This window comes from Kitasatospora sp. NPDC091335, from assembly GCF_044757205.1.
In the GTDB taxonomy this organism is placed as follows: Bacteria; Actinomycetota; Actinomycetes; order Streptomycetales; family Streptomycetaceae; genus Kitasatospora.
Genome location: NZ_JBIVUM010000019.1, coordinates 122,520 through 145,384, shown reverse-complemented (window position 1 = coordinate 145,384; position 22,865 = coordinate 122,520). Strand labels below are relative to the sequence as shown.

Annotated in this window: 21 protein-coding genes and 1 tRNA gene; 3 read left to right on the top strand and 19 right to left on the bottom strand. The window is 72.4% G+C overall.

The features are described 5' to 3' along the window. Positions 1-78: 78 nt before the first annotated feature. From ACIQOW_RS32200 to ACIQOW_RS32150, 11 genes are all read right to left on the bottom strand, one after another. Positions 79-858 carry an ABC transporter permease gene (locus ACIQOW_RS32200; RefSeq protein ID WP_401090897.1) on the bottom strand — a complete coding sequence of 260 codons (780 nt, stop codon included), beginning with the start codon at positions 856-858 and terminating at the stop codon, positions 79-81. Then, a complete protein-coding gene (locus ACIQOW_RS32195; protein ID WP_401090895.1) occupies positions 855-1,808 on the bottom strand; it encodes an ATP-binding cassette domain-containing protein in 954 nt (317 codons plus the stop codon). The genes ACIQOW_RS32200 and ACIQOW_RS32195 overlap by 4 nt, the downstream gene beginning before the upstream one ends. After that, positions 1,808-2,647 carry a DUF4097 family beta strand repeat-containing protein gene (locus tag ACIQOW_RS32190; protein WP_401090893.1) on the bottom strand — a complete coding sequence of 280 codons (840 nt, stop codon included), beginning with the start codon at positions 2,645-2,647 and terminating at the stop codon, positions 1,808-1,810. The genes ACIQOW_RS32195 and ACIQOW_RS32190 overlap by 1 nt, the downstream gene beginning before the upstream one ends. A gap of 93 nt (positions 2,648-2,740) precedes the next feature. Beyond that, a complete protein-coding gene (locus ACIQOW_RS32185; protein WP_401090891.1) occupies positions 2,741-3,337 on the bottom strand; it encodes a toxin-antitoxin system HicB family antitoxin in 597 nt (198 codons plus the stop codon). A gap of 168 nt (positions 3,338-3,505) precedes the next feature. Next, the gene (locus ACIQOW_RS32180) at positions 3,506-4,552 is read right to left on the bottom strand and encodes an adenosine deaminase (RefSeq protein ID WP_401090957.1); all 1,047 of its coding nucleotides are present in this window, start codon (positions 4,550-4,552) and stop codon (positions 3,506-3,508) included. Positions 4,553-4,688: 136 nt separating this feature from the next. Next, positions 4,689-5,984: a DUF445 family protein gene (locus ACIQOW_RS32175; RefSeq protein WP_317620063.1), complete on the bottom strand. Its 1,296-nt coding sequence runs from the start codon at positions 5,982-5,984 to the stop codon at positions 4,689-4,691. Between the two features lie 148 nt (positions 5,985-6,132). Continuing rightward, the gene (locus ACIQOW_RS32170; RefSeq protein ID WP_188296705.1) at positions 6,133-7,428 is read right to left on the bottom strand and encodes a nucleotide sugar dehydrogenase; all 1,296 of its coding nucleotides are present in this window, start codon (positions 7,426-7,428) and stop codon (positions 6,133-6,135) included. 74 nt (positions 7,429-7,502) lie between these two features. Continuing rightward, complete coding sequence (locus ACIQOW_RS32165; RefSeq protein ID WP_401090889.1) at positions 7,503-8,738, bottom strand: glycosyltransferase family 2 protein; 1,236 nt, start codon at positions 8,736-8,738, stop codon at positions 7,503-7,505. Positions 8,739-8,962: 224 nt separating this feature from the next. Continuing rightward, positions 8,963-9,922 carry an ATP-binding cassette domain-containing protein gene (locus ACIQOW_RS32160; protein WP_401090887.1) on the bottom strand — a complete coding sequence of 320 codons (960 nt, stop codon included), beginning with the start codon at positions 9,920-9,922 and terminating at the stop codon, positions 8,963-8,965. Between the two features lie 28 nt (positions 9,923-9,950). Beyond that, positions 9,951-10,838: an ABC transporter permease gene (locus tag ACIQOW_RS32155; RefSeq protein ID WP_401090885.1), complete on the bottom strand. Its 888-nt coding sequence runs from the start codon at positions 10,836-10,838 to the stop codon at positions 9,951-9,953. Next, positions 10,831-11,628 (bottom strand): ABC-2 family transporter protein, encoded by a 798-nt coding sequence (locus ACIQOW_RS32150; protein ID WP_188296687.1) that lies wholly within the window; start codon positions 11,626-11,628, stop codon positions 10,831-10,833. The genes ACIQOW_RS32155 and ACIQOW_RS32150 overlap by 8 nt, the downstream gene beginning before the upstream one ends. Positions 11,629-11,852: 224 nt before the next feature. Between ACIQOW_RS32150 and ACIQOW_RS32145 the strand changes: the two genes are divergently transcribed. Next, positions 11,853-14,219 (top strand): transglycosylase domain-containing protein, encoded by a 2,367-nt coding sequence (locus ACIQOW_RS32145; RefSeq protein ID WP_401090883.1) that lies wholly within the window; start codon positions 11,853-11,855, stop codon positions 14,217-14,219. 27 nt (positions 14,220-14,246) lie between these two features. Here the strand turns inward: ACIQOW_RS32145 and ACIQOW_RS32140 are convergent, their stop codons facing one another. From ACIQOW_RS32140 to ACIQOW_RS32130, 3 genes are all read right to left on the bottom strand, one after another. Then, on the bottom strand, positions 14,247-15,416 hold the full coding sequence (locus ACIQOW_RS32140) for a winged helix DNA-binding domain-containing protein (RefSeq protein WP_401090881.1): 1,170 nt from the start codon (positions 15,414-15,416) through the stop codon (positions 14,247-14,249). Between the two features lie 112 nt (positions 15,417-15,528). Continuing rightward, on the bottom strand, positions 15,529-15,831 hold the full coding sequence (locus ACIQOW_RS32135; protein ID WP_188296708.1) for a co-chaperone GroES: 303 nt from the start codon (positions 15,829-15,831) through the stop codon (positions 15,529-15,531). 251 nt (positions 15,832-16,082) lie between these two features. After that, positions 16,083-16,394, bottom strand: a complete 312-nt coding sequence (locus ACIQOW_RS32130; protein WP_401090879.1) for a DUF3618 domain-containing protein — start codon at positions 16,392-16,394, stop codon at positions 16,083-16,085. Positions 16,395-16,590: 196 nt separating this feature from the next. Between ACIQOW_RS32130 and bcp the strand changes: the two genes are divergently transcribed. Beyond that, on the top strand, positions 16,591-17,064 hold the full coding sequence (bcp, locus tag ACIQOW_RS32125) for a thioredoxin-dependent thiol peroxidase (RefSeq protein ID WP_188296692.1): 474 nt from the start codon (positions 16,591-16,593) through the stop codon (positions 17,062-17,064). Positions 17,065-17,214: 150 nt separating this feature from the next. Here bcp and ACIQOW_RS32120 read toward each other — a convergent pair whose 3' ends face one another. Then, positions 17,215-19,560, bottom strand: a complete 2,346-nt coding sequence (locus tag ACIQOW_RS32120) for a chitinase C-terminal domain-containing protein (RefSeq protein ID WP_401090954.1) — start codon at positions 19,558-19,560, stop codon at positions 17,215-17,217. A 432-nt stretch (positions 19,561-19,992) separates the two neighbouring features. On the opposite strand from ACIQOW_RS32120, the gene ACIQOW_RS32115 reads away from it, so the two are divergent. Next, positions 19,993-20,076: transfer RNA gene (locus tag ACIQOW_RS32115), tRNA-Leu, on the top strand. A 74-nt stretch (positions 20,077-20,150) separates the two neighbouring features. Here the strand turns inward: ACIQOW_RS32115 and rdgB are convergent. The 4 genes from rdgB to ACIQOW_RS32095 all read right to left on the bottom strand — a co-directional run bounded on the left by rdgB (position 20,151) and on the right by ACIQOW_RS32095 (position 22,560). After that, entirely contained in the window at positions 20,151-20,756 is a 606-nt protein-coding gene (gene rdgB / locus ACIQOW_RS32110; protein ID WP_401090877.1) for an RdgB/HAM1 family non-canonical purine NTP pyrophosphatase, read from the bottom strand. Positions 20,757-20,787: 31 nt separating this feature from the next. After that, positions 20,788-21,177 (bottom strand): hypothetical protein, encoded by a 390-nt coding sequence (locus ACIQOW_RS32105; protein ID WP_401090875.1) that lies wholly within the window; start codon positions 21,175-21,177, stop codon positions 20,788-20,790. 270 nt (positions 21,178-21,447) lie between these two features. Continuing rightward, entirely contained in the window at positions 21,448-22,173 is a 726-nt protein-coding gene (gene rph / locus ACIQOW_RS32100; protein ID WP_188296696.1) for a ribonuclease PH, read from the bottom strand. A gap of 153 nt (positions 22,174-22,326) precedes the next feature. After that, positions 22,327-22,560: a glucose PTS transporter subunit EIIB gene (locus ACIQOW_RS32095; RefSeq protein ID WP_030060521.1), complete on the bottom strand. Its 234-nt coding sequence runs from the start codon at positions 22,558-22,560 to the stop codon at positions 22,327-22,329. Positions 22,561-22,865: the final 305 nt, after the last annotated feature.

Below are 22,865 nucleotides of genomic sequence, written 5' to 3'. Positions count from 1 at the left end.
TTTACTAGAGGGTGCCACCGGGCCCGGACGACGGGTACCCCGTCGTCCGGGCCTGGTGGACCACCGGCCGTACCCCCGTCACCGCCGGTAGAAGACGCTCCGCGACCAGAAGTAGCCGACCAGCGTCAGCACCGTGCACCAGGCCAGGGCGCTCCAGGCGCTGGTGCCGATCCCGGTGCCCATCAGCAGGCCGCGCAGGGTCTCGATCATGGGCGTGAACGGCTGGTACTCGGCGAACCAGCGCAGCGCCGTCGGCATGGAGTCGGTCGGCACGATGGCACTGCCGATGAAGGGCAGGAACTGTAGGGGCATCGGCATGTTGCTGGCGCTCTCGACCGTCTTGGCCACCAGCCCGATGCCCGCCGATATCCAGGTCAGGGCGACGGTGAGGAACAGCAGCAGGCCTGCTGCCGCCAGCCACTCCACCGGTCCGGCGTCCGGCCGGAAGCCCATCGCCAGGGCCGCGCCGATCACCAGCACCAGCCCGATCATGGTCTGGATGACGCTGCCGGCCACGTGCCCCGCCAGGAAGGCGGAGCGCGATATGGCCATCGTGCGGAAGCGGTTGACGATGCCCTCGGTCATGTCCGTGCAGATGCCGATCGCGGTGACCAGCGACCCGGACGTGGCCGCCATCAGCACGATGCCGGGCGTCACGTAGTCGATGTAGTTGCCGCCGCCGATGCCGGCGCCCAGCGTGCTGCCGTAGGCGTAGTTGAAGAGCAGCAGCATCATGACCGGCATCACCACGACCGCGAAGGTCAGGGACGGGTACCGCAGTGCGTGCTTGAGGTTGCGCCGCAGCATGGTCAGCGAATCGCTGAGCACGTAGCCGGCCGTCCCCGTGGCCGTGCTCATCGCACGCCCTCCCCGGTGAGTCGAAGGAACACGTCGTCCAGGTCGGCCGTCTCCACGATGAGCGACTCGGCCTGCACCGACGCGTTGTCGAGCGCCTCCAGCACGGCCCGGACGGTGAGGACGGAGTTGTCCCCCGGGATGTCCAGCCGCAGCGTCTCGCTGTCGGCCTCGGCGTACTCGAACAGCGCGGCGGCGGTGGCCAGTCGGCCGGCGTCCGCGAACCGGAGCCTGATCCGCCCGCCGGGGACGAACCGCTTCAGCTCCTCGGCCGTGCCCTCGGCGACGATCCGGCCACCGTCCAGGACGGCTATCCGGTCGGCGAGTTGGTCGGCCTCCTCCAGGTACTGGGTGGTGAGGAAGATCGTCACCCCCTGGTCGGCGACCAGGCCCCTGATGATCTCCCACATGGTGCGCCGGCTGCGCGGGTCCAGCCCGGTGGTCGGCTCGTCCAGGAAGATCACCTTCGGGTCGCCGACCAGCGTCATCGCGAGGTCGAGCTTGCGCCGCATGCCGCCGGAGAAGGTGGTGACGGGCTTGCCGGAGGCCTCGGTGAGGTCGAAGACCCGCAGCAGTTCCTCGGTCCGCCTCCGCCCCTCCCGACGGCGGAGGTGGTTGAGGTCGGCCATCAGCATCAGGTTCTCCTCGGCGGTGAGCAGGTTGTCCACCGCCGAGAACTGGCCGGTCACCCCGATCGCCTTCCGCACCCCGTCGGCCTCACGCTCCACGTCGTGCCCGGCCACCCGGGCCGAGCCGCCGTCGGCCGGGATCAGGGTGGAGAGGATCTGCACGACGGTGGTCTTGCCGGCGCCGTTGGGCCCGAGCAGGGCGAAGACGCTGCCCGCCGGGATGTCCAGGTCGACGCCCTTCAGGACCGCCTTGTCCCCGTAGGACTTGGTGAGTCCGGTCGCCGAGACCACCGGGTGCGCCGGGACCGCCGGGATCGCCGCCATCACGCCCTCCGCACGATGACGTTGCCGACCTGGGTGCGGCCGCGGACCTCGACCGTCTCCACCGCGTCGCCCGGGCCCTTGGTGGGGCCGAGGTCGTTGCGGACACCGCCGACCTTGCTGTGCACGTCGAGCCAGGCCGCGGTGCCCTCCGCGATGCCGACCTCCACGTCCCCCACGCTGGTCTGGAGGGTGACCTGGCCACGGACCACCCGGCCGACCCGGATGTGGCCGTGCGCCGACTTGGCGTCCACGTTCCCCTCGGCCACGCCGACGTGGATCCGGCCGTTGGAGGCGTTGGCGTGCAGCTCTCCGCGCACCTCGTCGATCTCGGTGTCCCCGTTGCTGTTCTTGACCGTCAGCCGGCCCTCCACGGAGCCGATCTCGATCCGGCCGGCGCCGGTCACCTCGGCGTCCCCGGCGGCCGCCCCGAGCCGGACGTCACCGAAGCCGCTGTCGAGCCGCACGCTGCCGGCGCTCTCGACCTGGATCCGGCCGAGCGAGGTCTTCAGCCGGCAGGCGCCGAGCGGCCCCTCGGTGACGAACTCGGCCATCGGGGACTCGCTGTGGACCTCGGAGCCGGCCGGCAGCTCGACCAGGACCTCGACCGCGCCCTTCTTGCCGGCGAAGACGGAGCGCTGCTTGGGCGTCTTGATGCCGAGCCGGCCGCCGGAGAAGTCGACCTGGGTCTGCTCGGCGGCCTTGACGTCCGCCTCCTTGGCCGGGTTCGCGGGCCGGACCTCGACCACGGCGTCGGTGCGCTTGCCCGCCTTGATCCAGACCGAGCCGATGTCGAATTCGATGACGGCGGAGATCGGTCCGTCGGTCTCGTACGTGGGCATGGCTGTCCCGTCCTCTTGACTCGTGTAGGTGTTCCCGCTGGTCGGAGCGGGGGTGACGTCGAAGGTGCAGAAGTCTCGGGTACCGCGGAGGTGCTAGTGGACCCAGCCGGTGAAGCCCTGGCCGCCGACGCTGCGCGGGACGTGGCTGCCGGGGTCGGCGACCGGACGCCGGGCCGGCTCACCGCCCTCCAGCGCGCCCGCCAGCGCCCGGACCAGCCAGGCGTTGAGCGAGAGCCCGGCCTCGCCGGCGGCCTCCTCCGCCCGGGCCTTGAGGTGGGCGGGCAGGCGCAGGTTGATCCGGGCGGTGCCCGTCTCGTCCGGCTCCGGCGGCGCCGACGGCATCGCCGCCGCCACCAGTGGCGCCACGCCCGGTGCCATCGATGGCACCGCCGATGGCACCGCCGATGGCGTCACCGGCGGCAGATCGCCGTGGAAGGCGCCCGAGCCGGGCGGCGCCGTCACCACGAACTCCGGGTCGAGTCCGCGCAGGCGCACGTCCACCGAGCCGGGGGCGAGGTCGCGGGTGACCTCGCCCATGGCGGCCGAGAGCGCGTTGAGCAGGGTGAGCCGCACGGCCGACTCCAGCGGGAGCGTCAGCCGCTCGGCCAGCGCGCGGGCTTCGTCCCCACCGGTGGCAGCGGCCACCGCGAGCTCGTTCCGGAGGTTTTCCACGTAGGGCGTGAGGTCCATGGCCGATAGCTTGGCACGTCCGTGGCGCCATGTCGAGCCATTTGTGGCACCACTTTGGCGCCACGCCTCGGACGGGGTTGGCACCGACAACGGAACCGCCCCGCCGACCCGGGCGGAATCCAGGGGTCGACGGGGCGGTTCACCAGCGGGAACGCGACGGCGGAAGGGTCAGGACGAGGGCTGCTGCCAGCCCGCCAGGTAGGCGTCGATCTCCCCGGCCAGCCGGGTCTTGCCCGCCCCGTCCAGGAAGGAGGCCTCGACCGCGTTGCGGGCCAGCGCCGCCACCCCGGCCGCGTCCAGGTCCAGCAGCCGCGCCGCCACCGCGTACTCGGTGTTGAGGTCGGTGCCGAACATCGGCGGGTCGTCGCTGTTGACCGTCACCAGCAGCCCGGCCGCCACCATCCGCTTGATCGGGTGGTCCTCGATCCGCTCCACGGCCCGGGTGGCGATGTTGGAGGTCGGGCAGACCTCCAGCGGGATGCGGTGCTCGCCCAGGTGGTCCAGCAGCGCCGGGTCCTTCACCGCCTGGGTGCCGTGCCCGATGCGCTCGGCGCCGAGCAGCCGGATCGCGTCCCAGACCGTCTCGGGACCGGTGGTCTCGCCCGCGTGCGGGACGCTGTGCAGGCCGGCCGCCCTGGCCCGGTCGAAGTACGGCTTGAACTGCGGGCGCGGCACACCGATCTCCGGGCCGCCCAGGCCGAAGCTGACCAGGCCCTCGGGCGCCAGCTCGGTGGCCAGCCGCGCGGTCACCTCGGCCGACTCCAGGCCGGCCTCGCCCGGGATGTCGAAGCACCAGCGCAGCACCACGCCGAGCTCCTTCTCGGCGCGCAGCCGGGCGTCCTCGATGGCCTCCATGAAGGCGACCTCGGGGATGCCCCGGCGGACCGAGGAGTACGGGGTGATGGTCAGCTCGGCGTAGCGGATGTTCTGCCGGGCCATGTCCTCGGCCACGCCGTAGGTGAGCGCCCGGACGTCCTCCGCGTCCCTGACCAGGTCGACCACGCTCAGGTAGACCTGGATGAAGTGCGCGAAGTCGGTGAACTGGAAGTACTCGGCGAGCGCCTCGGGGTCGGTCGGCACCCTGGAGTTCCCGGCGTGCCGGGCGGCCAGTTCGGCGACGACGCGCGGCGAGGCCGAGCCGACGTGGTGGACGTGCAGTTCCGCCTTGGGCATCCCGGCGATGAACGCCTCGATGCTCCGGTCTCCCGACCCGATCCGACTGGCACTGGGGACGATCCGACTTCCGTCCGGCTGGACCACGGTGGTTCCCTACTTCCTTCTACGCGCGTACCGACGACAGTGCTGGCAAGGATAGGCCGTGCCCGGGAGCGGCTTCCGGGCTTCCCGGGGATCACCCTCCGAGCGCGACCGCCGCCGTGTGGATCAGCAGCCCGGCCAGGGCGCCGACCACCGTCCCGTTGATCCGGATGAACTGGAGGTCGCGGCCGACGTTGGCCTCGATCTTGCGGGAGGCGTCGTCGGCGTCCCAGCCCGCCACCGTCTCGGAGATCAGCGAGGTGATCTCGGCGCGGTAGGTGTCGACCAGGTACTGGGCGGCGTCCTGGAGCCAGCCGTCCGCCTTGGCCTGGAGCTTGGGGTCGGTGGCCAGGCGCTCGCCGAAGCCGCGCACGCCGTCGCGGATGCGCCGGCGCAGTTCGCTGTCCTCGTCCTCGGCCGCGCCCATCACCAGGGTGCGCACGGCCGCCCAGGTGGAGTTGATCAGGTCCTGCACCTCGGGGCGGGCCAGCAGCTCGGCCTTGGCCCGCTCGACCCGGGCGATGGTCTCCGGGTCGGTCTGCAACTCGGTCGCGAAGTCGGCGAGGAAGTTGTCGATCGCGCCGCGAGCCGGGTGGGCCGGGTCGTCCCTGATCTCGGTGACGAAGCGCAGCAGCTCCTTGTAGACCCGCTCGCCGACCTGGTGGTCGATGAACCGGGGCGTCCAGCCCGGGGTCTTCTGGGTGACCTTCTGGACCACCTCCTCGTGGTTGGCGGTCAGCCAGCCGTGCGCCCGGACCGCCACCAGGTCCACCACCCCGTGGTGCCCGCCGTCCGCGACCACCTTGCCGAGCATCCGGCCCATCGGCTCGGCCACCGAGGTGGCGGCGGCCCGCCTGGTCACCGCCTCGGCGACGACCGCCCTGACGTCGTCGTCGCGGAGCACCGCGAGCAGGCCGCGCAGCGCCGCCGAGGCCTCCTTGGTGACCCGCTCGGCGCTGCCCGGCGCGGCCAGCCACTCCCCCAGCCGCCGGCCGATGCCGAGCGCCGCGAGGCGGCCGCGCACCACGTGGCCGGAGAGGAAGTTGTCGCCGACGAAGTCGCCGAGCGAACGGCCGAAGGCGTCCTTCTTGGTCGGGATGATCGCGGTGTGCGGGATCGGCAGGCCGAACGGACGGCGGAACAGCGCGGTCACCGCGAACCAGTCGGCGAGCGCGCCGACCATGCCCGCTTCGGCGGCGGCCGCCACGTACCCCGCCCAGGGCCCGGCACCGGCCGCCTTGGCCCAGGTCGCGAGGGCGAAGACCAGGGTCGCGAAGGCCAGCAGGCCGGTCGCGATGGTCTTCATCCGGCGGACGCCACGTCTCTTCTGCTCGTCGGCCGCGGTGAACCGGACCCCGGGGCCGGTCCCGCTGAAGGCATCGTCACTCACCCCGCCAGTCTGCCCGGTGCCCGGCGCGGGCGGGGGCTCGCATCGCGATCACGCGCCCCGGGCGGGCTTCACGCCCCGGATCGACGGCAGGGTTCCACGCCCTGGACCGTAAGCGCGGGCCTCACGCCCCCGCCGCGGGCGCAGGGCCTCACGCCCCGCCCAGCACGATCCGCCGCACCCCCTCGCCCGCCCACCGCGCCGGGTCCGTGCACCGCCGCCCGTCCAGCAGCACCCGCACCCCCGGCAGGTCCACCGGCGCCAGGTCCCGGTACTCCGGGTGGTCCGCCTGTAGCACCGCCGCCACCACCGGCTCCCCGCCGTACGGCGGCAGCCCGAGCGCCGCCAGCTCCTCCGCCCGGTACAGCGGGTCGCCGACGTACGGGCGCGCGCCCGCCGCCGCCAGCGCCGACACCAGCGGGAACACTCCGGAGTAGGCCGTCTCCTTGACCCCGCCCCGGTACGCCGCGCCGAGCACCAGCACGCCCTGCCCGGCGATCCCGCCCGGCACCGCCCCCGCCAGCACGCCCACCGCGTAGCCGGGCACGGCCAGGTTGGCCTCGCGCGCCGCCCGCACCACCGTCGCGCCCGGGTCGTTCCACAGGTACAGCCGCGGGTACACCGGGATGCAGTGCCCGCCGACCGCGATGCCGGGCCGGTGCAGGTGGCTGTACGGCTGCGAGTTGCAGGCGTCGGCGATCTCCGCGAAGTCCACCCCGACCTCGTCCGCGTACCGGGCGAACTGGTTGGCCAGCGCGATGTTGACGTCCCGGTACGTGGTCTCGGCGAGCTTGCTGAACTCGGCCGCCTCCACCGAGGCCAGCTCCCAGACGCCGTTGGGCCGCGGCAGGTCCGGGCGCGGGTCGAAGTCCAGCACCGCCCGGTAGAACTCGGCGCCGCGCCGGGTGGAGGACTCGTCCAGGCCGCCGACCAGCTTGGGGTAGCGCCGCAGGTCGGCGAAGACCCGTCCGGTGCGGACCCGCTCCGGGCTGAACACCAGCCCGAAGTCCGCCCCGGCGGCGAGCCCGGACCCGGCCGCCAGCCGGGGCGCCCAGCGCTCCCTGGTGGTGCCGACCGGCAGGGTCGTCTCGTAGCTGACCAGGGCGCCCCGGCGCAGCCCGGCCGCGACGGCGTCGGTGGCGGCGTCGAGCAGGGCGAAGTCCGGGCTGCCGTCGGCGGCGGTGACCAGCGGGACGACCAGCACCACGGCCCCGGACCGGGCGACCGCGGCCGTGGTGTCGGTGGTGGCCCGCAGCCGGCCCTCGGCGACGACCCTCTTGAGCGCCTGCTCCAGGCCCTCCTCCCGGGGGAACGGGGGCACGCCCCGGTTGACGCTGTCCACCACGCCGGGCGCGATGTCCGCGCCCGTCACCCGGTGGCCCTTCGACGCGAACTGCACCGCCAGCGGCAGGCCCAGCTTGCCCAGCCCGACCACGCAGACGTCCAGACTCATCCCCGTTCCCCTTCCACCGAAGTCCCCGCTGTCTCCGAGGCTCACCACGGGCCTCCGTACGCCGATGTTCACCGGACGTCCCCGCTCACCGAATCGGCGAACCGGCGCCACGCCGGGTGGCGCCGCAGTCCGCGGCGCAGCTGCGCCGGGACGAGTCCGCGCCACAACTGCCGGGCCAGACCGGGCGACGGGGCGACCGCCTCCGCCGCCCCGGCCGTCTCCTCGCGCAGCAGGAACAGCTCGTCCGGCAGCCCGGTCCCGGCGTCCCGGAACGCCGGATAGTCCGCGTACAGCCGCCGCCCGTCCCGCACCGCCGGCGGCTCGCCGTGCGCGGCCTCGTAGCGGATCTGGTTCCGCAGCGCCTCCGGCCTTCCCGCGGCGGCGAGTTCGAGCCGCACCCGCTCGGCGACCGGCAGCCGGTGGTACACCTCGCGGGCGCCGAACCGCTCGACCAGTCCGGCGACTTCGGCGCACACCCGCCCCTGGGTCTCCTCGGCCAGCAGCAGGAAGCCCTCGTCCAGCAGGCGCGGCACGTCCCAGGCGAAGCTGCGCACCCGGATGGCGTCCAACTCCTCTACGGGGCTGGCAAGTTCGGCGGCCACCTGCTGGAGCGCGGCGATCCCGCGCAGTCGGTCCAGCACTCCGGCCCGCTCGGTGACGTTGCCCCGGTCGTCGCGCAGCACCAGGAAGTAGCAGTCGTAGTCGGCGAGGACGGACACCCTGGCCGCCCGCAGGCAGGCCTCCAGGGTGAACGGCTGGTCCGAGAAGACCTTCAGCCGCTCGTCGCGGCGCAGCCCGTGGCGCCGGACGAGGTCGAGGCGGAACAGCTTGGTGTCGGCCAGCGCCCAGGCCAGCGCCGAGTCGGCGAAGCCCACGGACTCGGCGTCGGCGTGGAAGATCCCCTGCGGCACCAGCCGCCCGTTCACCCCGACCTGCTTGGGCACCACCACGTCCGAGCCCCAGGCGTCGGCGGCCGTGACCAGCCGCTCCAACGCCTCCTCGCCGAGCCAGTCGTCCGCGCCCAGGAACAGCACGTAACGGCCGCGGGCCAGCTCCAGGCCCCGGTTGGTCGGGCCCGCGGGGCCGCCCGAGTTGGGCTGGTGCACCACCGTGAACAGCCCGGGGTGACGGGCCGCGTACGCGTCCAGCAGCTCCCCGCCGCCGTCCGTGGAGCCGTCGTCCACGGCCACCACCTCCAGCCTCCCCGGCGCCAGGGACTGGCCGACCAGCGAGTCCAGGCAGGCGGTGAGGTACGGCACGGTGTTGTAGACCGCGACCACCACGGTCACGTCGGGTACGGGCATCGGGCGGCGGGCCTCCGGATTCGGTTTCGGTGAGTGACGACTGGCCAACTCGCGGTGAGGGCGCCGGGTCACGACCGTCACCCGCACCGGCGACGGGGAACAGAACACGCTCCCGGTCGCCGCACGGACACGCGGCGACCGGGAGGCGACAGGCCGACGGGCCGCGCGACGACCGGGGGCGGACGCGCGGAGCCCGGGGAACGGAACGCCGACGGGCCGGCCCGTCAGCCGATCGCGACCCGCGCGTACATCCGGGCGATCACGTCCTCGATGGCCGGCTCGCGCACCGACAGGTCCACCAGCGGGTACCGCGCCGCCACGGCGGCCACGATCGGCGCGGCACTCTCCTCGGCCGGGAAGGCCAGCCACTGGCGCGGCCCGTCGACCCTGCTGACCCGCGCCCCCGGCACCTCGATCGGGGGCCCGGCCTCGGCGAGGTCCACCACCAGGGTCCGCTCGCTGCGGCCGTCGGCGTGCAGGCCGTCCAGCCCGCCGTCGTACACCACCCGGCCGTGGTCGATCACCATCACCCGGCCGCAGAGCTGCTCGATGTCGGTGAGGTCGTGGGTGGTGAGCAGCACGGTGGTGCCCCGGTCGCGGTTGACCTCGCGCAGGAACTCGCGCACCCGGCCCTTGCTGACCACGTCCAGGCCGATGGTCGGCTCGTCCAGGTAGAGCACCCTGGGGTCGTGCAGCAGCGCCGCGGCGAGGTCGCCGCGCATCCGCTGGCCGAGCGAGAGCTGGCGCACCGGGGTGTCCAGCAGGCCGCCGAGGTCGAGCAGTTCGACGCAGCGGTCGAGGTTCTCGCGGTACCTGGCGTCGGGGATGCGGTAGATCCGGCGGGCGAGTTCGAAGGAGTCGCACAGCGGCAGGTCCCACCAGAGGGTGGTGCGCTGGCCGAACACGACGCCGATCCTGCGGGCCAGCGCGACGCGTTCGCGGGCCGGGTCGACCCCGGCCACCCGCAGCCGTCCGGAGCTGGGGACGAGGATGCCGGTGAGCATCTTGACGGTGGTGGACTTGCCGGCCCCGTTGGGCCCGATGTAGCCGACGCACTCTCCGGCGTCGACGGTGAAGCTGAGCCCGTCGACCGCGCGGACCTCGCGTTTGACCCGGCGGAACCGGCCGGTGCGGGCCCGTACGGTGAAGTCGCGGTGGACGTCGTCGAGTTCGATCAGTGCCATGGGAGCTCCTTCTGGGGGCTGGAGTGGTTCAGCTGCCGGTGCCGCGATAGGCGCGCAGCCCGGCGCGCCAGGCGAGCCCGGCGGCGAGGAGGCAGAGCGCGGCGGCGGCCGGGGAGGCGAACCGGAAGGCGACGGGCAGGCCGAGCGGGTCGGTCCGGCCGAGGACGTGCAGTGCGGGCAGCCAGTTGACGAAGGCCAGCGGGACGCCGAAGACCACCCCTGCGACCAGTTCCTTGGCGAAGACGGTCGGCGGGTAGTGCAGCAGGGTCGCGCCGCCGTAAGTGAAGGAGTTCTGGATCTCCTTGGACTCGCCCCACCAGAACTGGACGGTGGCGCCGCCGACGTAGACCGCGCCGAAGATGACGGTGCCGCAGACCAGCATGACGGGCACCATCAGCACCCGGTCCCAGGTCCAGTGCACGTCCAGGGCGGCCAGCGACCAGGCCAGCACCGCGACGGCCTGGAGCGGGCGGCCGAGCCGGCGCAGCGTGAAGCGTTCGGCGCACAGCTGGGAGAGCGCGGGGGCGGGCCGGATCAGCATGGTGTCCAGCGAGCCGCTGACGATCCGCGCGCCGAGTCCTTCGGCCGAGCCGACCAGCAGGTTGGCGGCGCCGAGCGAGAAGGTCGCGGTGCCGTACAGGAAGGCGGTCTCCGGCAGGGTCCAGCCGCCGAGCCGGTCGGTGTGCCGGAACATGATCACCAGCACCACGAAGTCCAGGGAGTGGGAGACCAGGCTGGCCACCAGGTTCAGCGCGAAGGAGGCCCGGTAGGCCATCATCGAGCGCATCCACATCCGGGCGCAGAGCCACCAGGAGCGCACCGCCCAGGCGGCGCGGGGCCCGAACCGCTCCCGCACGAAGGGCTCCGGGCCGAGGGGCCCGGGAGCGTACGGCTCCCGTACGAGCTGCTCAGCCACCCTGGACCACCACCTTGCGGGTCGCCAGCCACTGGGCACCCCGCCCGGCGGCGAGCAGCACGGCCGCCCAGCCGAGCTGGAAGCCGAACGCGCCGAGCAGGCCGGTGCCGCTCGCACGTTCCAGGAAGACGTCGCTGGGGACCTTCACCAGGGCCGCCCAGGGCAGCACCCCGCCGAGGTCGCCGAGCCATCCGGGGAACAGCGCGATCGGCAGCAGCATCCCGGAGAAGAACATCGAGACCACCAGCATCACCGAGCGGATGCCCTCCGAGTCGTTCAGCCAGAAGCCGGTGATCGAGACCAGGAAGCGCAGCCCGAAGCTGACCACCACCGCGAGCAGCGCGGAGAGCAGGAAGAATCCCCAGGTCAGCGGGTGCTCGGGCATCCGGAGGTGAAACACCAGCGCACCGATCAGCATCGGCACGGTGCCGCGGACCAGCGCCTGGAAGCCGGCCCGGCCGAGGTCGGAGGCCAGCCACCAGCACTGGAAGTCGACCGGACGGTAGAGGTCGACGGCGATGTCCCCGCTGCGGAAGCGGTCCTGGAGGTCGTCTTGGAAACCGCCGCCCCAGACCGCGACGGTGACCAGCAGGCTCTGGCTGACCCAGATGTAGGTGACGGCCTGGCTCTGGTCGTAGCCGCCGAGGCCGGGACGGGCCTGCCAGAGGGCGAGGAAGGTGTAGGCGAGGATGACGCCGAAGACGGTGTTGGTGAAGGTGCCGGCCACGGTGGCGGCCCGGTAGGTGGAGTAGCGGCGGAAGGCGCCGCGGGTGACGGCGGCGTAGAGCATATTGTCTCCTTATCGACAAACAGGAGCAGAGGGGAGTGCCCCACGGCATCCGCGCACGCCCCAACGGCCCCGACCGGCCGCACCCGGGGGTGCCGGGCCGGACGGGCGGAGCTGCGGAAGTGGGTGCGCTATGCGGTTCTCACCTTTCACCGTACCTCCGGCCCACACCCCCCGCACCCGGTTTATCCGGCCTGATCGCCCGTCAAATAGCAGATAATCTCGGCATGACCTTGAGCAGCCGACGCCAGGCCAAACGGGCCGCCCGCCGCGAGGCCCGCCGCGCCCTCCCGCTCTGGCGCCGGGCCCTGCCCACCTGGCGGATCACCCTCGGCACCCTCACCGCGCTGCTCCTGCTCGCCGTCGGCGGCTTCGCCGCGCTCTACGCCGTCGTCCCGGTGCCCGATCCCAACGCCCACGCCGTCGCCCAGAACAACATCTACCTCTACGCCGACGGCACCACCGAGATCGCCCGCACCGGCGCCGTCAACCGCACCGACGTCACCATCGACCGGATCCCGCTCCAGACCCAACAGGCCGTCGTCTCCGCCGAGGACCGCACCTTCTACCAGAACCGCGGCATCGACCTGAAGGGCATGATCCGGGCCGGCTGGAACACCCTGCTCGGCAAGGGCACGCAGGGCGGCTCCACCATCACCCAGCAGTACGTCAAGAACTACTACCTCACCCAGGACCGCACCATCGAGCGCAAGGGCCGCGAACTGCTCATCGCGCTCAAGGTCGACCAGCAGCGCGACAAGCGCGAGATCCTCGCCGGCTACCTCAACAGCAGCTACTTCGGCCGCGGCGCCTACGGCATCCAGAGCGCCGCCCACGCCTACTACGGCGTCGACGCCGCCCAGCTCACCCTCGGCCAGGGCGCCTACCTCGCCGCCCTGCTCCAGGCCCCCAGCCTCTACGACGTCAGGACCGCCACCCCCGCCAACCGCGAGAAGGCCCTCGCCCGCTGGCACCACACCCTGGACGGCATGGTCCAGCTCGGCTTCCTCGCCCCCGCCGACCGCGACGCCACCACCTTCCCCGAACCGCTCGACCCCCAGCCCGCCACCGGCCTGTCCGGCCAGGCCGGCTACCTCGTCGGCGTCGCCGACGACTACCTCATCTCCTCCGGCACCCTCGACGCCGCCACCCTCAAGGCCGGCGGCTGGCGCATCACCACCACCTTCGACAAACCCCGCCAGGACGCCTTCGCCCAAGCCGTCCAGGAGCAGCTCACCAGCGAACTCGACCCCCGGGCCCGCCCCGACACCGACACCGACGTCCGGGTCGCCGGCGCCTCCGTCGAACCCGCCACCGGCCGGGTCGTCGCCGTCTACGGTGGCCCCGACTACGCCAAACAGCCCTACAACGACGCACTGCGCCAGGACAACCAGATCGGCTCCACCTTCAAGCCGATCGACCTCGCCGCCGGACTCCTCGCCCAGCACACCGTCGACGGCCGCCCGATCACCACCGAGTCCCGCTACGACGGCACCAGCGAACGCCCCGTCACCGGCGGCCCCACCCCGTACGCGCCGCCCAACGAGGACGACATCGACTACGGCAGCATCACCCTGCGCCAGGCCATGGTGAAATCCGTCAACTCCGTGTACGCGCAGGAGGGCGTGGACGCCGGACTCGCCCGCGTCCGGGAGACGGCCGTCAGACTCGGCATCCCCGACAGCGTCCGCGGCATGGACCCGGCCAACACCTCCATGACCCTCGGCACCGCCACCCCCAGCGCCATCGACCTGGCCGGCGCCTACGCCACCCTCGCGGACCACGGCCAGGCCCGCACCCCCTGGTCCGTCCTCACCCTCGAACGCGCCACCCCCGGCGGCACCGTCGACGTCCCCGAACTGCCGGAGCACAACCCCACCGACGCCATCGGCCGCGGCATCGCCGACTCCGTCACCGACGTGCTGCGCGGCGTCATCAGCCCCCGCGGCACCGGCGCCGCCGCCCTCGACCTCGGCCGCCCGGCCGCCGGGAAGACCGGCACCACCGACTCCAACCTCTCCGCCTGGTTCGCCGGCTACACCCCCGAACTCGCCACCACCGTCGGCCTGTTCAGGGAACACCCGAAGACCCACGCCAAGGAACCCCTGGCCGGCACCGCCGGACTCGCCCGGATCAACGGCGGCGCCTTCCCCACCCGGATCTGGACCGCTTACATGACCGCCGCCCTCGACGGCACCCCCGCCCAGGACTTCGACCTCCAGACCGCCAACGGCGAGCCCGGCGACACCACCTGGCCCACCGCCCCCGTCAGCACCACCCCCAGCGCGACCACCACCCCCACCACCCCGGCCACCGGCGGCGCACCCACCGCCGCCGAGCCGGCCCCGGGCACGCCGCCCCCCACCCACGCACCCGCCACCCACGACGCGCCCAGCGCCCCCGCCGCCACCGGCGAACCCGAGCCGCGCCCGACCACCCCCAGCCCGCAGGCCCCCAAGCCCACCACCGAACCGGAACAGCCCAGCACCACCCCCCAACCCAGCCGGCCCCAGCCCACCAGGCCCACCGCCCTCCCCAGCACCACCGGCGGGCCCCCCACCCACCTGGCGACCCCGCCCGGCACCCCGCACTAGCGCAGGCCCCGGCCCCAACACCGCCCGCTACCGCACCAGTTCGCGCTCCAGCGGAGTCCGGAACCGCGGCGTCACCCGCACCTCCCCCAACCAGCCCGCCAACCGCCGCGCCTCAGCCGCCACGGCCCCCTCGGCCTGCGCCCCGACATCCCGGAACAGCCGCCACACCAGCTCGCCGTCGGCCCGCTGCGCCCAGCCGCCCACCACCTCGCCGCACCACCACACCGTCGGCCCGGCGTTGCCCGCCCGGTCGAACAGCGCCGGCACGTCCTCCGGCCGCAGGTACCAGTCCCGCCCACGCCAGCCCATCACCGCCGGGTCCAGCGCGGGCAGCAGCGCCGCCCACGGCTCGGGCTCCGCCACCGGCCCCTCGTCCCCCGGCAGCACCAGCGCCGCCGCCCCGCCGGCCAGTGCCACGTCCCGCGCCCCGAGGTCCGCCAGCGCCCCGCGGACGTCCCTCAGCGTCCAGCCCGTCCACCACTTCACGTCCTCGACCGTCGCCGGCCCGTACGCCGCCAGCCAGCGCCGCACCACCTCGGCCCTGGCCTCCCGCACCGGCACCTCGGGCCACTGCGGCACCAGCGCCCACGGATAGCTGCTGCTCAGCCACGAACCCCGCGGACGGCAGCGGCGCAGGTGCCCGTCCGAGGCCAGCAGCCGCAGCAGCCGGCTGCCCACGCTCTGCCTCGCCTCGTACGCCTTGCCCGCCGACATCAGCATCGTCTCGCGCAACTGCGGTACGTCCTCGGACAGTTCCCTGGCCGTCGCCTCACCTCGCCGGGCCAGCGCGGCCAGCACCTCACGCTCGGTCTCCGCCAGCCTGGCCTCGTCCCAGCCCTCGGCGTGGTCCCGCAGGTGCTTCAGCAGCGTCGCCCGCTCCTTGGCCGCGATCGCCCGCGCCGCCGCCGAACTCACGTACGGGGCGAGGCCCTCCGTCACCGCGAAGATCGTCCGCCGCATCGACAGCAGTTTCACCAGCGAGACGTCCTCGTACAGCGCCCGGTCCACCTCCGCCGCCGAGGGCTCCGCCAGCCGCGCGCAGGCCGACAGGTACACCGTGGCCGCGTCCGTCGCGTGCAGCCCGACCACCGCGTCGGCCACGGCCTCCACCCGCGCCGCCCGCACCGACGGCGCCAACAACTGCCGCCGCCCCAACCGGGCGCGACGCTCCTCATCACCGATCACCGGCACGCTCATGCCGGGACCCTAGCCCGTGCCGCCGACAACGCCCGGAACCGGTCCACCACCGCCCGGCCCGGGCCGACCGGACCGGACTCGAAGAAGAAGAAGAAGCGCAGCCGCTCCGCCGTCACAGGTACAGTCCGGTCGAGCCCTCCGTGTCGCCGAAGCGGGCCGCGGCGACGGCGTGCAGGTCACGCTCGCGCAGCAGCACGTAGGTGGCGCCGCGGACCTCGACCTCCAGCTTGTCCTCCGGGTCGTACAGCACCCGGTCCCCCGGCTCCACCGCGCGCACGCTCTGGCCCACCGCGACGGCCTCGGCCCAGGTGCAGCGCTTGGACAGCTCCGCGGTCGCAGGGATCAGGATGCCGCCGGTCGAGCGGCGCTCGCCCTCGCTGCCCTCGATGCGCACCAGCACGCGGTCGTGCAGCATCCGGATCGGCAGCTTCTCGCCGAGCCGGTCGTGACGGAGGACCTCCTGCTGGTGGTCGGGGCGGGTCGGTTCGTCGTTCGTACTCACGGTCCCGAAGGTACCGTCCCCCCGGCACGGCGCGTGACGCTGGCCCGGCATGCGGAAGGCCGCACGTCCGGAAGTCCCGACATGCGGAAGGCCGGGCACGCGGAAGGCCGGGCACGCGAAAGGCCGGCCGCCCGATGGCGCCCGGCCTCTCCGTCCTGCCGCACTCAGCCCTTGCGGCGCTTGCGGGCCGAGGCGACCAGCAGCACCAGGCCCACGCCGACCAGCGCGGCCGGGACGACCCGCTCGCGGCGCGGCTGCCCCTGCTCGTCCACGAACTGCGCCCTGACCTTCTCCACCACGCCGCTGGCGGCCACGTAGACCCGGGCGGTCTTCTCCTCGACGGCGGCCGCCGCCTTGGCCTTGACCTGGGCGGAGATGGTGCTCGGGTGGACGCGGACGGCCAGCTCGTCCAGGGTCGACGCCAGCCGGTCACGCGTCCGCTCGATGTCCGCCTCGATCTGGACGGTCGTCCGCACCGACCTGTCCTGCGTGCTCGCCTCGCCCACTCGGGCCACCCCATTCACTTGCCGATGTTGTTCCGTCCGATCCGTGCGATCGGTGCGACTGACCCAGTGTGTCAGCTGCCGAACACGGTCGCGCGGCCCCACCCACCATCGGAGGTAAGTTTGCCGTGGTACGACCGTCCGTCCCAGCATCCAGGAGAGTACGACCGTGACTGAGCGCCTCCAGCCCGGCGACACCGCGCCCGCCTTCAGCCTGTCCGACGCCGACGGCAACCAGGTGTCCCTCGCCGACCACGCGGGCCGCAAGGTCATCGTCTACTTCTACCCGGCCGCCCTGACCCCCGGATGCACCAAGCAGGCCTGCGACTTCACCGACAACCTGGAGGTCCTCGCGGACGCCGGCTACGACGTCATCGGCATCTCCCCGGACAAGCCGGAGAAGCTCGGCAAGTTCCGCGAGGCCGAGAACCTCAAGGTCACCCTGCTGTCCGACCCGGACAAGACGGCGCTGGAGGCGTACGCCGCCTTCGGTGAGAAGCAGAACTACGGCCGCACCTACCTCGGCGTGATCCGCTCCACGATCGTCGTGGACGAGCAGGGCAAGGTCGAGCACGCGTTCTACAACGTGCGGGCCACCGGCCACGTCGCCAAGCTGCTGCGCGACCTCAAGGTCGGGGCCTGAACCCAGGGCGTGAGTCCAGGACCTGGTGCCGGGGCCTGAATCCGGCTCCGGGGCCCGGCCCGGGAACGACGAAGCGGTGGCGGCACACCCCCCGACCGGGTGCACCGCCACCGCCGTCCATCACCTCAGCGGACCATCCTGATCATCTGATCAGCAGGCCCCGAGGTCGCTCCAGACACCCCACGAACCGCTGGCGGAGGGGTCGTCGCCCTTGGTCCACCACTTGTTCTGGTAGTAGTGGCCCTTCCACGAGACCTTGGTGGGGGTCGCGTAGGTGGTGCCCGCGTCCCAGCTCGGGGCGGCCGCGCAGGTGCCCGAGGTCGGGGTCACGGTCGGCGTGACCGTGGGCGTCACCGTGGGGGTGACGGTCGGGGTCACGGTCGGCGTGACCGTCGGCGTCACCGTGGGGGTCGGGGTCGGGGTCGGCGTACCGCCGTCCACCGCGCCGCGGGTCAGGTCGCCCTTGATCCCGTACAGCGTGCCGCCCACGTTGACCGTCCAGTTCGACGGGGTGGACACCGGCAGGTAGTAGACGAAGTCCATGTCGATCGAGGCGCCCGGCGCCAGCGACTGCCAGCCCGGCAGCTTGACCGACACCCGGTTGTAGTTGCCCTTCAGGCCGCCCACGTTGCCCGGGCCCGGGTTGTCCTGCTTGATGACCTGGAGGCCGAAGCCGGACTGGTCCTTGGCGTTGCCCGGGGCCGAGTTGCCGTAGTCGAACTGGAACTCGGTGCCGCCCGGCAGGGTCAGCGTCGAGTTGTTGACGATGTGCAGCTTCGGGTTGATCGGGTAGTTCGAGTCGCCCAGCGCGAAGTTGTTGAACGACACGTCGATCGGCAGGGTCTGCTGCGGCAGCGCGACCGTCGAACGGATCGCACCGTACGGGGTCGACGCCTTGAACTTGTCGTACATCAGCGAGGTCAGCGTGTTGCCGGGCACGTACTGGCCCTTGCCGCCGTTGGCGGTGGCGTCCCACTTGTAGTCGCCCGCGAGCTCCCAGATCATCGCGCCGCCGGCGCCCTGGTTGACGATGTAGTCCGCCTTGGCGCCCACCGACTGCTCGTCCTCGGTGGAGAGGAAGACCTTCTTGGTGTCGTTCCACAGCCACGGCGCCACCAGGGTGGAGCTGTAGTTGCGGGTGTAGGTGCCCTGGAGCGCGGTGTCCGACACGCCGTACTTGGACAGGTAGTCGGGCAGGATGCCCTTCTCCAGGTTCTTCGCGTGCCACATCGGGTTCGACCCGGCCGGGGACTCCTTGCCCGCGTCGTCCTTGTCGTTCCAGATGTTGTCGATGCCGACCGCGCCGTCACCGCAGGCGGTCAGGCCGGAGCCGACCGGGCAGGTGGTCGCCGAGGCGGTGCCCCAGAGGCCGTTGGTGCCGCCCTGGACGTTCTTGAACCCGCGGGTGTAGTACGGCAGGCCGACGTTGATCCGGCCGCCCGGCATCGAGCCGCGGAAGTAGTGGTACGACCAGTCGGCGTTCAGGTAGCCGATGCCGCCGTACTGACCGGTGCCGTAGACGTTGGCGGAGGCCAGCTCGCCGTCCTTGCCGTCGTCGAACAGCGAGGCGTTCGGGCCGACGTACTTGTTCCAGGCGCCGTGCAGGTCGTACGACATGATGTTGACGTAGTCCAGGTACTTGGCCACCTGGAAGGTCTCCATGCCGCGCAGCAGGTAGCCCGAGGACGGGGCCGCGACCGACAGCAGGTAGTGCTTGCCGTCGGCGGCGCCCGCCTTGTCCAGGCTCTCGCGCAGGGTCTTCATCAGCGCCGCGTAGCCCTTGGCCAGCGAGCCGCGCTTGGAGTTGGCGAGCTGCCAGTCCAGCGGGTTGCCGGCGTCCTTCATCGAGGTCGGGTACTCGTAGTCGACGTCGACGCCGTTGAAGCCGTACTTGCGGACGAAGTCGACCGACGAGGCGGCGAAGGTGTCGATGCCGGCCTGGTTGACGCTGCCGTCCGGGTTGACGGTCATCGAGTAGAAGCCGCCGGAGTTGACGCGCTTGCCGTCGTCCCCGAAGTAGCCGCCGGTCTCGGTCCAACCGCCCACCGAGATCATGGTCTTGACGTTCGGGTACTGCTTCTTGTACTTCGTCAGCAGGTTGAAGTGACCCTTGTACGGCAGGCTCGGGTCCAGCTCGGCACCGGGGACGCCGGGGAAGGAGATCCCGGTGGCCTCGTTGGTCGGGCCGTCGGTGCCGACCGAGAGCTTGTTGTCGCCGCCGACGTGGCCGAAGGCGTAGTTGAGGTGGGTGACCTTGTCCCAGGGGATGTCACTCACCAGGTACGGCGCGTCACCGTTCTTGCCGGTGCGCCAGCCGGTGAAGTAGCCGATGATGCGGCGCTGGTGGTCCGCGCCCATCTTCTCGCGCCCGCTGGTGTCGTAGACGGAGCAGTACGGGACGTCCACGCCGGCGGTCTGGTACAGGCCGTCCGGCCGACAGGCCGCGTTGTCGACGGCCGCCGAAGCCTGCGAGGGCGCCGCACCCAGCGTCGCCATCAGCAGTCCGGCCAGCGAGGCCGCCGCGAGCGAGGCCACACCGGCCCGCGCCGCAGGGCTCTTCCGGCGGTCGGCGGCGGTGGGACGCCGCTCCGCCGTGTTTCGGATCAACACTCGGTCCTCCAGGAGAGAGTGTCTGCGCGTGCCTGTGGGGGAGCACGTGCGTGGGGGATTGCAATTGGCGCAGAAGCTATGTGGTCTGAACCACATAGGTCAATAGGTCTGTACCAATTGGTAATCAACAACCAAACATCACAGGTCGGGAGCCCGTGACAACCGGTCATCCCGTGGCCGAAAACCCCCTCCTGGCACTTCCCCGTCGACCCGGGGGGCGCCGCACCCCCACGGCCGGGGAACCGGGACGCGGCACCGGCGGGGCCACGGCCGAACTCGCTGTCCCCTTGCCCGGCAAAGCCCTAGACTGGTCGCCATGCGGCCTTGGCGGAATTGGCAGACGCCTGGGCTTTAGGTGCCCATGGGAGAAATCCCGTGAGGGTTCGAGTCCCTCAGGCCGCACTAGCCTTGAAATCGAAGGCCCGCCCCGAGAGTGATCTCGGGGCGGGCCTTCGGCGTCCCCATCGGACAGGACATCAGGCCAGGAGGTCCTTGACCACCGGGGCGAGGGCGCGGAAGGCCTTGCCGCGGTGGCTGATGGCGTTCTTCTCGTCGGCCGTGAGCTCCGCGCAGGTGCGGGTCTCGCCGAGGGGCTGGAGGATCGGGTCGTAGCCGAAGCCGCCGTCGCCGGCCGGGGCGGTGCGCAGGGTGCCGAGGAGGCGGCCCTCGACGACGCGCTCGGTGCCGTCGGGGAGGGCGAGGGCGGCGGCGCAGAAGAAGTGGGCGCCGCGGTGCGGCTCGGCGATGTCGGAGAGCTGGGCGAGCAGCAGGTCGAGGTTGGCGCGGTCGTCGCCGTGCCTGCCGGACCAGCGGGCGGAGAAGATGCCGGGTGCGCCGTTCAGCACGTCCACGCAGAGGCCGGAGTCGTCGGCGACGGCGGGCAGGCCGGTGGCGCGGGCCAGGGCGTGGGCCTTGAGCAGGGCGTTCTCGGCGAAGGTGACGCCGGTCTCGGGGACGTCCGGGATCTCCGGGTAGGCGTCGGCGCCGATGAGTTCGACGTCCAGGCCGGCGTCCGCCAGGATGGCGCGGAGCTCGGTGACCTTGTGCTGGTTACGGGTGGCGAGGATCAGACGGGTGGACATATCGCCCACCCTACCGAGAGGCCGGGAACGGTCAGCCGGTGCAGACCGAGGTGAGGTTGCCGGCCGCGTCGCCGAGCGGCTTGAGGTCGGGGACCTCGTTCCTGTCGGCGGCGTGCTGCACGTTCTCGACCTGCTTCCTGAGGTCGGTCACGGCCTTGGCGACGTCGGTGTTCTTGGAGTTCTTCCCGACCTGGTCGAGGTCGTTCTTGAGCTTCTGCAGGGCCTGTCCGGCTGCGGCCGAGTCGTTGCTCGCGTTGTCGTAGGCCTTGGTGACGTCGGCGATGTCCCCGGTGAGCTTCACGGCGGTGTTGCCGCAGTCGAGCGCCTTCTGGGCGGCGGAGCAGCTCACCATGCTGAGCGGGAGGATCGCGATCAGTCCGGCCACGGCGAGGGCGGCGGGGCGGGCGATGCTGGACGGCATCCGGTCCTCCTGTGGGGCGCGGGTTCCGTGGTGGGAGACGCGCGCCGGGAGGTGCGCGGTTCCCGCAGCGGGAGTGCTGCGGGAACCGTACGGTCTCCGGGCCCGGCCTGTACAGCAGGCCGACCGTTCGGCGGGCCGTTCACGTCGTGGCCCGTACGGGTGTCCGGACCGTGGCCCGTACCGGTGTGCGGGCGCGGCCCGAACGGCCGTCCGCGCCCGCGGTCTGAACGTGCGTCCGACCGGGTCCACGGCTGCGGGGCCCGCGCCGGTTCAGCCCTCCAGGGCCTTGCGCTGGATCTCGTCGAGCTCCGCGCAGCCGAGGCTGCCGAGGTCGAGCAGCCGGTTGAGCAGGTCGCGGTCGAACGGGGCGCCCTCGGCGGTGCCCTGGACCTCGACGAAGCGGCCGTCGGCGGTGCAGACGATGTTCATGTCGGTCTCGGCGCGCACGTCCTCCTCGTACCTGAGGTCGAGCATCGGGGCGCCGTCGATGATGCCGACGCTGACGGCGCTGACGCCGCCGGTGATCGGCTGGCCCTTGGCGCGCAGCAGCTTCTTGTCGCGGGCCCAGGCGACGGCGTCGACCAGGGCGACGTAGGCGCCGGTGATGGCGGCGGTGCGGGTGCCGCCGTCGGCCTGGAGGACGTCGCAGTCGAGGACGATGGTGTTCTCGGCGAGCGCACGGTGGTCGACCACGGCGCGCAGCGAGCGGCCGATGAGCCGGCTGATCTCGTGGGTGCGGCCGCCGATGCGGCCCTTGACGGCTTCGCGGTCGCCGCGGGTGTTGGTGGCGCGCGGGAGCATGGAGTACTCGGCGGTGACCCAGCCCTCGCCGCTGCCCTTGCGCCAGCGGGGCACGCCCTCGGTGACGCTGGCGGTGCACAGCACCTTGGTGTCGCCGTAGGAGATGAGGACGGAGCCTTCGGCGTGCTTGCTCCAGCCCCGTTCGATGGTGATCGGGCGGAGCTGTTCGGGGGTGCGGCCGTCGATGCGTGACATAGGCACTGAGCGTAGTCGCTCGGGGGCTGCGTCCGGATGGCGCTCCGGGGCCGCGTCCGGATGGCGTCGCGGGGGCCGCTCGGGATGCGCCGCGGCCCGCTGTCCCCCTGAGCGGGTCGGCGGGCCGGGCGGGCTGAACCTGGGTGGCTCAGCTCACATCATGTCCTCGATGTCGGCGGCGATCGGGTCGGCGTCGGTGCCGATGACGACCTGGATCGCGGTGCCCATCTTGACGACGCCGTGGGCGCCGGCGGCCTTGAGGGCGGCCTCGTCGACCAGGGAGGCGTCCTTGACCTCGGTGCGCAGGCGGGTGATGCAGCCCTCGACCTCTTCGATGTTGTCGATGCCGCCCAGACCGGCGACGATCTTCTCAGCCTTGCTGGCCATCTGATTTCTCCCTCTGTACTCGGCCCTTCGGCGGCTCTGCCGGGTGCCGTCCTGCGCTGGTGCTGGGGTTGTTGTCCCTCGACCGTCGGGCGGTGAGGTCCGTGCCGGTGGCTGATGCGGATTCAGCGGCGGTCGTGCTGGCGAGCAGCGCGACCAGCATCACCCGTGCCGGTCCGATTTGCCACGTTAGTCCACTTTCGGCCCATCCCGGCGGGCGGGCTCCCGGTCGTCGCCCGAGGATGACGATCAGCGGGGCCGGCTCCTCCGGGGTTCGGCCTGCGTCCAAGTGGTCTACACCAATATAG